The 13333-nt window shown below is 28.0% G+C and carries 11 protein-coding genes; all 11 read right to left on the bottom strand.

Annotated elements, in window-relative coordinates:
• Positions 1-7 precede the first annotated feature (7 nt).
• The 11 genes from OCV55_RS00675 to OCV55_RS00625 all read right to left on the bottom strand — a co-directional run bounded on the left by OCV55_RS00675 (position 8) and on the right by OCV55_RS00625 (position 13287).
• Positions 8-1261 (bottom strand): DnaD domain protein, encoded by a 1254-nt coding sequence (locus OCV55_RS00675; protein WP_147579505.1) that lies wholly within the window; start codon positions 1259-1261, stop codon positions 8-10.
• Complete coding sequence (coaE, locus tag OCV55_RS00670) at positions 1239-1835, bottom strand: dephospho-CoA kinase (protein ID WP_117347849.1); 597 nt, start codon at positions 1833-1835, stop codon at positions 1239-1241. The genes OCV55_RS00675 and coaE overlap by 23 nt, the downstream gene beginning before the upstream one ends.
• Positions 1832-2641 carry a DNA-formamidopyrimidine glycosylase gene (gene mutM / locus OCV55_RS00665; protein ID WP_032090531.1) on the bottom strand — a complete coding sequence of 270 codons (810 nt, stop codon included), beginning with the start codon at positions 2639-2641 and terminating at the stop codon, positions 1832-1834. Before mutM ends, coaE begins: the two co-directional genes overlap by 4 nt.
• Positions 2642-2649: 8 nt before the next feature.
• The gene (gene polA / locus OCV55_RS00660) at positions 2650-5262 is read right to left on the bottom strand and encodes a DNA polymerase I (RefSeq protein ID WP_032090532.1); all 2613 of its coding nucleotides are present in this window, start codon (positions 5260-5262) and stop codon (positions 2650-2652) included.
• Between the two features lies 1 nt (position 5263).
• Complete coding sequence (dnaE, locus tag OCV55_RS00655) at positions 5264-8329, bottom strand: DNA polymerase III subunit alpha (protein WP_147579504.1); 3066 nt, start codon at positions 8327-8329, stop codon at positions 5264-5266.
• Between the two features lie 53 nt (positions 8330-8382).
• Positions 8383-8688: a hypothetical protein gene (locus OCV55_RS00650; RefSeq protein ID WP_032090534.1), complete on the bottom strand. Its 306-nt coding sequence runs from the start codon at positions 8686-8688 to the stop codon at positions 8383-8385.
• Positions 8689-8731: 43 nt separating this feature from the next.
• The gene (locus OCV55_RS00645) at positions 8732-8977 is read right to left on the bottom strand and encodes a TIGR03905 family TSCPD domain-containing protein (protein WP_022002938.1); all 246 of its coding nucleotides are present in this window, start codon (positions 8975-8977) and stop codon (positions 8732-8734) included.
• A 15-nt stretch (positions 8978-8992) separates the two neighbouring features.
• Positions 8993-10300, bottom strand: coding sequence for a TRAM domain-containing protein (locus OCV55_RS00640; protein WP_147579503.1), 1308 nt, complete (start codon positions 10298-10300; stop codon positions 8993-8995).
• 28 nt (positions 10301-10328) lie between these two features.
• Positions 10329-11600 carry a hemolysin family protein gene (locus OCV55_RS00635; RefSeq protein ID WP_032090536.1) on the bottom strand — a complete coding sequence of 424 codons (1272 nt, stop codon included), beginning with the start codon at positions 11598-11600 and terminating at the stop codon, positions 10329-10331.
• 90 nt (positions 11601-11690) lie between these two features.
• On the bottom strand, positions 11691-12977 hold the full coding sequence (locus OCV55_RS00630; protein ID WP_267309752.1) for a DUF2812 domain-containing protein: 1287 nt from the start codon (positions 12975-12977) through the stop codon (positions 11691-11693).
• The gene (locus OCV55_RS00625; protein WP_147579501.1) at positions 12967-13287 is read right to left on the bottom strand and encodes a PadR family transcriptional regulator; all 321 of its coding nucleotides are present in this window, start codon (positions 13285-13287) and stop codon (positions 12967-12969) included. The genes OCV55_RS00630 and OCV55_RS00625 overlap by 11 nt, the downstream gene beginning before the upstream one ends.
• Between the last annotated feature and the right edge of the window lie 46 nt (positions 13288-13333).

Below are 13333 nucleotides of genomic sequence, written 5' to 3'. Positions count from 1 at the left end.
TCTCCTCCTAGTCATATTTTTCTAACATTGCAAGAGCATCTTCATCAATATTATCAGCTGTTGATTTTTCTTGAGAAACAATTTGAATATCTTTTGTAAAATCATCCCAGTCATGATGTTGTTGATTTTGATATTTCAAATAAGCTTTTCCTTCTTCTATCGCTTCTTGAACTGTTTTTATTTTTTTTCTTTTCCATTGACTTCCTAAAGCTTCTATAAAATTTTTAGGTAATGATTGATTACACTTTTGAAGTGTTGTTTCTATTAAAACATTGACAACTCCTGGCTCTAATTGTAACGTTGTTAAAACAGATTCGACAACTTGAAGATCTCTTTTTAATGGTTCTTTACCACCCATTTTATCTTTTAATAAATCATAAGGTGAAATATTTTCTAAATAATAAATATGTTTTTGTAAAGAAGATTCTCCCTGTTTTTCACTTTGAAGCAAAGGGGATTGCTTATGAAATACCTCTGTAAATTTTTCCGGCATTTTTAAATCATAATAGTTTCGGCAGTTTTGAGCCAATAACCGACTATTTAAATGATTTTCAATCATTGATTGTTTGACAAGATCTTGCATATCTAAAGCATTGATATGATATAAGATTCCTAATTGTTGAATTATTTTTTCATCTTCTTGATCAAACATTTTCTTAGATAATTGTAAATTTTCAATACCTTGATAAAACAACGTTAGATCATAACTATTTTCAATAGAATTATGTATTTTTTGTTTATATTTTTTTTCTTTTAATATATTTTTTTCATGATGATGAATTTCAAAAACATCTGTAAACGATGCTGTCATTTCTTGATAATCATTTAAATTAACATTATACGTTTGAAAAATCGCTATTGTTTTTTCATATTCATCTTTCAATCTATCTTTCAATAAACGATTAAGAATTTGATGATTAATAAATTCTTGAGGTGATAACGGCATTTTCAAATCAAAAAGATAACGATTATCATTCGTTTGTTTAACATATGAACATACAAGTCCTACAGCTTCTAACTTATCAAAAGATTCCTGTAAAGAATTTAATGAAAATCCTGATAATTTACATAATCTAGAAATCAAAGAAGGACTTTTTGTAAGTGTCATTTGATCCAATTCACTATTGAGTGTTAGATAAAGAGCAGTAGCTTCCATCCCAATCAATGGTTGATAAAGTTGTAAAACTGTTTTATAACCTGTTAAATCAAGCATATAACTACTTCTTACTTGATAAACATCACTCGTTAATAATTTCTTCATGACTGATCCTTTCTATAAATTCATCAATTTGTTTATATAACTCTTCTATCCCTTGATTGTTATCAAAAACAATATCGGCCATTTCTCTTTTCTTTAAAGAAGAAATTTGGTTATTGATAATTGTATAAGCATAACTTTCATCAATATGATCTCTTGCCATCAATCTTTGAACTTGTCTTTGTTCATCTAAATAAACAACAATAATTTCATCACACAAATATTCTAAATGAGACTCATATAATAAAGGAATATCTAAAAAGATACAATCTCTCTCTTTATTTTTTTCAATTTCTTCCTTCATTTTTAAAATCACATAAGGATGTATAATAGCCTCTAACTGTTTTTTAGCATTTTTATCATGAAAAACAATTCTTCCTAATGCCTTTCGATCAACAATTCCATCTTTAACACATCCAAATAACTCTTGAACCTTCAAAATACATTCTTGATCAATTGTTAGAGCATTTCTTGAAATCAAATCCGCATCAACAACAAGATAACCTCTTTCTATTAAATAATGTGTGACTGTCGATTTCCCACATGCAATACTTCCTGTTATTCCGTATACTTTCATCGTTTTGCCTTTTGACATATTGGACAATAATATGTTCCTCTTTCATTAATCATTACTTTTTTTATCTCATGTCCTAATGGACAATGCTTTTGCATATGCACTTTTAATTGCACTTGAAACAAACCATCAATTCCATTAGCACTAAAAGAATGAATTGTCGTTCCACCTTGTAAAATAGCCTTATTTAAAATCTCACAAGCAACATCCACTAATTCTTTAACTCTCTTTTTACTTAAAACATTGGCTTTAGTATAAGGATTTAAATGCATTTGATAACAAATTTCATTTGCATAAATATTTCCTATCCCTGTCATAATACTTTGATCTAGAAGAACTGTTTTAATCGCTTTATTTTTCTTTTTAAGTTTTTGATAAAGCTCTAAGTAATCTATTTCAAAAGGTTCAGGGCCTAATTTACTTAAAGGCAGTTGATTTTTATAATCATCATGATCCACCAACTTCATTCTTCCAAACTTTCTAACATCATTATATCTTAACTCCATGCCCTCATCTAATACAAAGATAACATGGTCATGTTTAGAAAGTATATCCCCTTTTTTACATATTTGATACTTTCCTTCCATTCTAAGATGAGAAATAAAGGCAACATCCTCCAATTTAAAAATCAAATATTTCCCTACACGATCAATCTCTTTAAAAGTCTTATTTTTTAAAGTTTGCACAAATTCTTCTTGATCATCATCAATGATTTTAGGATATAAAATTTTTATATCTTCAATTTTTTTATTTAAAATAAAATTTTCTAATGTTCGTCGAACCGTTTCAACTTCTGGTAATTCTGGCATTTTTTCACCTACTTTAACTCATACCAATTTTTAGCGTAAGTTCCTTCCGCTTTTAATTCCACTTTCATTTGATAAGCACTTTCCATTCCTTCTTTTACAAGTTTCATCATTTTATCCAATTCATCTTGATAAACATCAAAAATCAACTCATCGTGTACTTGTAAAATCATTTTTGATTTCATATGATTTTCTTTTAATAATTGATCCACTTTGATCATTGCAAGCTTGATAATATCAGCGGCTGATCCTTGAATTGGAGAATTCATCGCTAATCTTTTCCCAAATTCTTGTCTCATATAATTCTTTTCATTGATTTCTGGAATATATCTTTTTCTATTTAAGACAGTTGAAACATAACCATTTTCTTTTCCAAAAGCAATGCTTTTATTCATATAGTCTTTAATCTCAGCATATTTTTCAAAATATTTTTCAATAAATGATTTAGCTTCTTTAACAGTGACACCTAATTGTTCAGCCAAGCCATAATCAGACATTCCATAAATAATTCCAAAGTTAACAGCTTTTGCATTTCGTCTCATTGTTGATGTAACCTCTTCTTCACTTACACCAAAAACAACACTTGCGGTATGACGATGAATATCTTTATCATGATTAAAGGCATCTATTAAACTTGCGACATTGGCTAGATGAGCAAGTACACGTAATTCAATTTGCGAATAATCAAAAGATATTAAATAATCATATTCAGGAACAAACGCTTTTCTAATAAGTTTTCCTGCTTCTGTTTTGACTGGTATATTTTGTAAGTTAGGATCTGTTGATGATAAACGTCCTGTTTGAGTTAAAGCTTGATTATAAATAGTATGTGTCTTTCCATCAATAAAGATTTGTTCTTGTAACCCAATAATATAAGTTGAATAAAGTTTACTTAATGTACGATAATTTAGAACTTTATCAATAATTGGATGAACATTTTTTAATTTATTTAAAACATCTACTGATGTGGAATAACCTGTTTTTGTTTTCTTACCATTAGGTAATCCTAAATCCTCAAAAAGAACTTCTCCTAATTGTTTAGGAGATGAAATATTAAATTCTTTATGTGCCAATAAATAAATTTCTTTTTCTAATTGATCAATTTGTCCTTTAAAAGTATCTCCTAATTGTTTTAAAACATCTTTATCCATTTTAGCTCCTTGAAATTCCATATCCGCTAAAATATACGCTACCGGCATTTCAACATTTTTGTATAAATCAAATTGTTGATCTTTTTTCAATCTTTGTTCTGCTTCATTTTTTAATTCATAAATTGCTTTAGCTTGTAAAACATAATGTTTCGATAAGACATCTTCTTCAGGAACATGTTTTTTAGCACCTTTTCCAAAAACTTCCTCATCAAATTGTAAATCAAAATATTGATAATAATCACAAACGATTTTAATTTCATCTTTTAAAGAAGGATTTAAAATATAAGAAGCAAGCTGTAAATCAAAAGTATACCCTTTAACTTCTAATCCATGCCAACGACAAGCATTGATACATTTTTTTATATCATAACCATATTTTTCAATCTTTTCATCTTTTAAGAAAGACTTAAAGTTTTCATCATGCATAGCATTTTCTAAAGAAATATAATAGGCTTCATCTTTATTATAAAGACCAAATCCCAAAATAGCCGATTTATGATAATTCGTATCATAGACTCCTACAATTAAAGCTGTATTCTTTTTAATATTTGGCAAAGTTTCAACAATTTTATATTCTAAAGGTTTACTTTGTTTTGTTTCTGTAGAAAGAGACATTCTTTTAAGTAAAGAGTTCATATCATAACGTCTGTAAAACTCTGCAAGATCATCATTATATTCTTGTCCTTCATATTTCCAAGCATCTAAATCTAATTCAACAGGTGCATCTGTTATAATTGTGGCAATCTTTTTAGATAAAAGGCCCAATTCAATATTCGTTCTAACTTTCTCACCCATTTTACCTTTTAATTCATCCATATGTTCCTTTAGATTTTCTATTGTCCCATATTGATTTAATAACTTCAAAGCCGTTTTTTCACCAATTCCTGGAATTCCTGGAATATTATCAGCACTGTCTCCCATAAGACCTAAAAGATCTCTCATTTGATCAGGTTCTAAATTATATTTTTCTTTAAAACTTTCAACTGTAATAACTTCATAATCATTGGTCTTTTGAGGCTTTTTGTATTGTTTAACATTTGAATCGATCAATTGCATCATATCTTTATCATTTGTATAAACAGCTACTTCCATGCCTTGACTTGACGCTTTTTTAGAAATCGTTCCAATAATATCATCACCTTCATATCCTTCTTTTTCAATATAAGGAATATGATGAGCTTCTAAATATTCTCTAATCATTGAAAACTGACAAACAAGTTCATCCGGTGTTGGCTTTCTTGTCCCTTTATATTCTTCCAATAGCTCACTTCTAAAAGTCTTCCCTTTTGCATCAAAAGCAACCACAATATACTCAGGATTTTGTTTCAATAAACTTTCTAATCTATTAGCAAAACCATAAACTGCATTGGTTGGTACACCATCTTTATTGACCATTAAATTTCCCATAGCAGCTGTTGCATAATAACAACTAAATAACCAAAAATTCCCATCTATTACAACTAATTTTTCCATTTTATACCTCATTTACTTCTTTAACATTTTGTACCACTAAAGAAAGCTTATCTCGATAATTCATCTTTCCTTCAATACATACAATCTTATTTTTTTCTAATAATGTCTTATATCTTTGATACGTTGAAGAAAAAACGACTCCCTCAACATTTCCTGTTTCATCAAATCCTTCAATAAAACACATTTCATTTCCTTTTTTATCAACGATCACTTTGACCCTTAATAAAGATAATAATACTCTCACATTTTTTGAGACATACTCATTTAAATTTGCGACTGCAAGAATTGGTTGATTGATTTTTTGTTTCATATAAGCTAAAGGATGTTGTGTTAAATACACACCTATCGCTTTCTTTTCTAATTCTAAACGCACCATTTTATTTTCTTTAATAATTTCTAAAATAGGTGGTTCATCAATACCAATCATATTTTTTAAATGTGCATACTCTGTAATCTTTTCTAAATTAGCTTTTAAAGTCGCACGATTAAGTCCAAATTCATCAAAAGCACCCGCATCAATTAAACTTTCTAACATTAAACTCGTGATTTTCTTTCCTTCCATTCGTGAAACAAAATCAAAAATATCTTTAAACAAGCCATTCTTTTGTCTTTCTTCAACAATTGCTAGATAACCTGCCTGTCCTACATTTTTAATAGCTAATAAAGAAAAACGTAAATCACCTTCTACTTGTTTAAAATAATGTTCAGAATAATTAATGGATGGCGGTAAAATTCTAATTTGATATTTTTTAGCTTCTGCAATATATTCCATTTTATGAACATCACTATTTTGTTCATTAGAAAGAATTGCTCCATAAAAAGATAAGGGATAATTAGCTTTTAAATACGCAAGTTGATAACCAATTAAACCATACGCAATTGCATGAGCTTTATTAAAGCCATAATCTGCAAACTTTTCAATTAATCCAAAGATATATTCCGCCTGATTTTTTTCATAACCATTTTTTAAAGCACCACTTATAAATTCCTCTTTCATTGATTCCATTAACCCAAGTGTCTTTTTAGAAGTTGCTTGTCTTAATATATCTGCTTTAGCAAGTGAAAAACCAGCAATTTTTTGTGCTACTTGCATTAATTGTTCTTGATAAATAATAATACCATACGTTGATTTTAAAATGTCTTTTAAATCATCATGTGGGTATTCCACTTTTTCTTGATGAAATTTTCGAGCAATATAATGAGGAATTTGTGACATAGGTCCTGGTCTATATAAAGCATTGGCAGCTCCAATATCTTCAATACTGCTTGGCTTTAATTTTCTAAATAAATTCTTCATCCCTGGTGATTCTAATTGAAAAACACCTAACGTATCTCCATTTGATAACATCTTAAATGTTTTTTCATCATTTAAAGGAATCGTATTTAAATTTAAATGAACACCTTCATACTTTTCAATATTTTTTAAAATATCAGAAATTACAGTTAAATTCTTCAATCCTAAAAAATCCATTTTTAATAAACCAACACTTTCAATATAATTTTTAGAATACTGTGTCAATACATTTTGATTAGGACCTTTTGTTAGAGGAACCACTTCATTTAAACAATCTCCTGATAAAACGACCCCTGCAGCATGCATTGAAATATTACGTGGTAAATGTTCTACAAGATAGATTGCCGGTAAAATCTTTCGTAACATTTCTTCTTGATTGACCATACTTGCAAAAGCATAGGAAGATTCATAAACTTCTTTTACTGTTTTTCGATTTTTTCCTTGTGTTGGAATATACTTTGACATCATTTCTAATTTAGGTAAAGGAACTGAAACGACTTTTCCTAAATCTCTTAAAGCAACCTTAGGCCCATAGGTAGCAAAAGTAACAATTTGTCCAACATGTTCTTGTCCATACTTTTCTGTAACATATTTAACAACTTCATCTCTTTTATCATCTTGAAAATCAATATCAATATCAGGCATTGAAACACGCTCTTCATTTAAAAAACGTTCAAATAATAAATCATATTTTAAAGGATCAATATTCGTGATTCCTAAAACATAACTCACTAAACTTCCAGCAGCACTTCCTCTTCCTGGACCGACTTGAATATCATGTGTTTTCGCAAATCTTACATAATCAAAAACAATCAAAAAATAATCATTGAATCCCATTTTAGCAATGACTTTTAATTCTTTTTTTAAACGTTCTATATAAGTTCTAGGAACTTCTTTTCCTTTAAATCTTTTCTTTAAACCAACAATACAAAGTTGCTGTAAATAATTTTGGCTCGTCACATTTTCAGGTAAAGGATAGTGTGGTAAATGCATTTGATTGGTTTCAATAGTGACATTGCATCTTCTTAACAAATCATTTGTATTTTCTATAATTTCGCGATCAAACAATAAAGACATCTCATAAGCATCTTTTAAATACATCTGATTTGTTTGTACTTTATAATTTCGATCAATTTTTTCGCCATGGATACTTGCTTGCATTAAATCAACCGCTATAGCATCTTGTGGATATAAATAACGTACTTCATTCGAAGCACAAACCTTCACTTCTTGTAAAGTGGCAAGTGCTTTTAAACGTTCATTTAAAAATGATTGCATTTTTAAATGATGATCTTGAATACAAATATAATAATTATCTTTAAACATCTTTTTAAACAACGCAATATATTTTAAAGCCTCAGATTCTAACTCTTTTAAAACAAGCCTTTCAACAATTCCTTCTTTACATCCAGAAAGAATAAAAAGATGTTCACGATATAAAGATAATCTTTCTAATTCAATCGCTTTACGTTCACTTAAATTAATATCACTACATATTTTCATTAAATCATGATAACCAATTTGATCTTTTGCATAGAATAAAAAAGGATAAACTTCTTGATCAATAAGTACATCCCCTTGCATTCCAAAAATAGGTTTGATGTCATAATGATGACAAGCATTAGAAAATTCAATCGCACCATACATATTATTGATATCTGTTAAAGCCAATGCTTCCATATGCAATTCTTTCGCTCTTTTACATAAATCTTGAATCAAAATCGTACTATTTTGAAAACTATAACAACTATAGATATTCAATTCACCAATCATGTTGCCACCACCTTTTTCCATATTATACGCTAAATCATCCTTGATTAAAAGAATTACAAAAATGTTTTCAAAGATAATAAAATTAAAATCAAACCAACATATAAAGTTAAAAATAAATACAACATTTCAAAAAAAGAATACGTTAAAACAAGCATAACAAACAACCTATAGATATATAAAATAACTGCATAGTAATGATAACGAATCTGTAAAACACAAAATCTTCTTTGCCAAATGATAATGACAATAGATAAAAACATCGCTATAAAATGAAAAGGTAAAAATAACGAAGACAAAATAATTTGCAAAATCAAACAAATCCCTACTAGAAACTGCATTTTTTTGATTCTAATTAACATAACACCACCATTTTATTTTATGAAAAAAACAAAAAAAGAGCACTTATTTAGCATGCTCTTGTAAACTTTTTGCAAGCTGTGCTGGACAACTTGTTGGTTTTGCTCCACATTTGATGTCTTTTAAACGTTCAATAACTTCATCAACTTTCATACCCTTTGCTAGTGCAGCAACTCCTTGAGTATTTCCTGAACATCCACCTGTAAAGATAACATTTTTAACAATCCCATCTTCAACTTCTACATGGATATTTCTTGAACAGACACCTCTTGGTGTATAATCGTATTCCATTTTTATTCCTTCTTCCTATTTTCTTGTAAGTTTAGCAATTGATGTCACATATGATTGATACATATGACTATCTACTGCTTTGATCTCTTCTACTTTATAATATTTTGATAATTCTTGCAAATCTTTTGCAAGCATAGATGTTGAAGAATTCATATAAATGACTGTTTGTACTTTTCCAAGTCTTAAAGTATCCTTTAATTCATTAGAAATCCCATTGACTCCTTGAATAATCACTGTATCATACACTTTCTTTTTTGCAAAAGTAACCATTTTCTTAATTGGTTGACCATAAACAAATTTAATATTTTCTTTTCCTAATAATTTAGCATTATAAGTAGCACTTTCAATATTATCTTTCTTTTCATCAATAGCAACAACTTCTTGATCTAAATTCATTTCTAAAATACCATTTTCACAATTAATAGAAATAATCTTTTTACTTCCTTTAACCATTGTTTTAACAATCTTATTTCTAATTTCAAAAGATTCTAAATGATCTGGTAAAGTTGTTTTAACAGACATAATATATTTTTTACCATCACAAATAAATTCTTCTTTCGTATTTCCAAAAATTTTCTTATAACCTTGACTTTCAAAATCTTGATATTTAGAAGTATTAATTGACATAAATAAACCATTGACTTGTTTTAATTTTTTAATATCACTTACCACTTCATCTTTTAAACCGTCTTTCCCTGTAATAATGATGACTTGTACTTTATCTTGGAAAACACGTAATTTAATAAATCTTAAACCTGTTCTAAATTTATCATTATATGTTTTACATTGATGATTATTAAAAACTTCTTCTAATTGTAATAATGTTTGATTAATTAATGGATGTTGTTTCATACACCCTGTCATCACTGTTAAATATTTTGTTTCTCTTTGATAAATTCCAAAAGTAACTTTTCCTTTAAAATCTACAATAGGTAAATTGGCTTGTGTAAGGAAACCATTTTTTTGATTCATCCCAATAATTTGATCAATCTTAATTTGTGAACGATCTAATTCTGTATACTTCTTTAAAGATTCTTTAATTAAATCTTTTTTATGTTTTAATTGTGCTGGGTAAGCATAATGTAATAAATTACATCCCATACATTCTTTATTCGCACGACATGGATTTTTAACACGCATTGGTGAAGGTTTAATGACTCTAATTAAATCACCAAAATAATAATTTTTATTATTGTATTGTTTGGCATCAATTTCTACTTCTTCATTTAATAATGCCCCTTTAATAAAGACAATTTTACGATTAATGTAACCAATACCTTCTCCATTGATTCCCATTTTTTTTATTTCAACTGTTGTTTTCATATAGCCTCCTTAAAAAAGGAAAAGCATCTTATTGATGTTTTTCCTCTCCTTCTTCCTCTTCTTTCATTTCATGTATTATTAATCTAAGAAGTTCAATTCGATTCTTATGCATCTTTTCGATAATAATTGTAACTCCTGGAAATTCAATTTTATCTTTTATTTTAGGAACACCACTAAACTCTCCTAAAACAAGACCACCGATTGATTCAAAATCTTCCGATTCAAAATGAGTATCAATTTCATCATTGACCTCATTTAAATTTAAACTACCATCTACTAAATACTCATGATCATTGATTTTAACAATATCATCACTTGCATCATCATATTCATCATCAATTTCACCAACGATTTCTTCGACAATATCCTCAAAAGTAACAATTCCACTCATAACACCATATTCATCTAATACAATAGCAAGTGTTGCATGTTCCTTTCTCATTGAAGCAAAAACATCATTGACTTGATTAAATTCATAGACCACAAAAGTCTCTCTCATATACTTTTTAACATCAAAATGTTCTTTATCAATATCGATAAACAACAAATCTTTCATATTTAAAACACCAATAATTTCATCAAAAGACTCATCATGAATAGGATATCTAGAATACTGTGCATCATGATAAACATTCATTAATTCATCATACGTACAATCATCCGGTAAACTTTCAACATGAATACGTGGTGTCATAATCTCTTTGATTTCAGTTTCACCAAATTCAAAAACATTATGTATCATTTCTTTTTCTTCTTTTTCTAGAACACCTTCTTCATGTCCAACTGTTACAATTGTTTTCAATTCTTCTTCAGTTAAACTAGGGCCATGTTCTTGATTACCACCTAAAAGTTTAATAATAAATCCTGTAATAATATTCAATACAAAAACAACTGGTTTAGTAATTACACAAACAAAACGAATAAATGGTGCTAAAGCAAAAACTAATTTATCAGCGTTTTGAGTAGCAAGAGATTTAGGCGTGATTTCACCAAAAATCAAAATACACAATGTTACAACACCTGTTGCGATTGCAACTGTTTGTGCACCATCTCCAAAAATAGCCATAATCGTTGCTGTTGTAAGTGACGAAGCACCGATATTTACTAGGTTGTTTCCTACTAAAATAGCACTTAATAAACGATCTTGATCATCTAATAAAGACTCTACTAATTTTGCTTTTTTATTTCCTTCTTCAGCAAGTGTACGTATTTTAATTTTACTTACCGATAAAAAAGCTGTTTCACTACAAGAAAACAACGATGATAAAATTAATAAAATGATTAATGATATGATATTCATTATCTGGGCAGAATCCACTTTTACATTTCTCCTTTGATTCTATTATTGAAAATTATAATAGTATAATTACAAAAATTTGTCAATATTCCATTATTTTTGTATAAAGTTTATGTAATGATGATAAAAATCATCAATATCTTCATCATATACAACTAACACTTTTTTACCTTTGATTCCTAATTGATAATGACCAATTTCAACAACTTGATCAAAATACATTGATTTTCTTTTTTTAAATTTCTTTAAAACATTTGGATACGTATTATACCCAATTTCATCGCTACGCCATGAACCTTTTTCTTCAACGATTTGGTCAATCTCTTTATCACTTGGCATTCTTGTTTGTCTTTCACGTTCAAGAACCAATTCTTTAAAAATATTTTTTGAAACAAAAGTATTTAAACATTGATAATAACCTTCAAAAGAATAAATTGCTTCTCCATCATCTTTATCTTTACCGATTTTTTGAATAAAAGTTGTCGTATCAACAAGTAAATTTGAATTATTTTCATCTATCCTTTTATTTTTTGGCAAAGTGATCGTCATTTCTTGTTTATCTAATTTCGAAAAATCAATTTCATTATACAAAAAGTTGACTCCTACAAAAACAGCAACAGAAACAATCACTGCTATTTTCTTTTTGATTGGATTTTTAATTAAAGGAATTTTTGTATTAATAATTGTCGCAAATAATGTAATTAATATAAAATAACCCGAAAAGCTTAAAAGCGAACTTAAGTTATTCATTTTCAAGACAAATAACATTCCAATCATCAAAATAGCTAAAATATCTATAACAATGCGAACAAACCCATCTAAATATTTAAACTTTTGATAAGAATACGTTCTTTTCTTTAAAGCACGTCTCTTTAAATAAATAAACAATGCTGCAAATAGCCATAAAAAACAGCCTACATAAATAAGAAACAAACTAAAACAAACATTCAAATTTAAAAATATCGACCCCCAAGAAAAACGGTACAACCAAGAAAAGAAACTTGTAAAACCATAAAAGATCATAGCCGCAAGAATGCACATAGCAATTGCCCATGGTTTAAACATTTTTAATTTTGCCTCACATAAAACATCTTCATCACTTGATAAATCTTCCGCATCTAAATTAACATTTCGATAAATATGCATATCTTGCATACAACAAACATGTTCATATCCTAAATGGTCTAAAGTTTCTAAATAGTCATCCGTTAATGGATTATAGTCAACTTGATATTTATAAACTTGTGAGGATTTTTCAAACTTAAAAAATGAATTAACTGATACAAGATTCCATCCTTTTTTAGACATTTTATCTAGATAAGGAATTAATATTTCATCATAAAACAATCTATTTTTCAAAAATGTATACTTATATTTCATCTTCATAATCCTTTTTCATAAACAAAATAATTTGTTTTTGCATCCTTTCCTTTTCTAATTCAAGTCTTTCTTTTCCTTTTTGAGTAATTATGTATATTTTTCTTTTATTTTCTTCTTTTAATAATTGAATATATCCTATATTTTCAAAACGTGGCAACAATGCATAAAGTGTTCCAGCACCAACGCTAACATCACCTTCCGTCATTTCATTTACTTTTTCCATAATTTCTAAACCACATAAGGGCTCATATAATGAAAGTAAAATATAAAACATTTGTGGAGTTAATGTTTCAAATTCTTTTCTCGCCATTTTCTCACCTCTTTTATCGAATATCGATAAATATTTCAATCTCATT

The organism is [Clostridium] ammoniilyticum (assembly GCF_025566905.1).
Classification (GTDB): Bacteria; Bacillota_I; Bacilli_A; order Erysipelotrichales; family Coprobacillaceae; genus Faecalibacillus; species Faecalibacillus intestinalis.
Note: the sequence above shows the minus strand (reverse complement) of the source record. Positions and strands in the feature narration are given on the sequence as shown.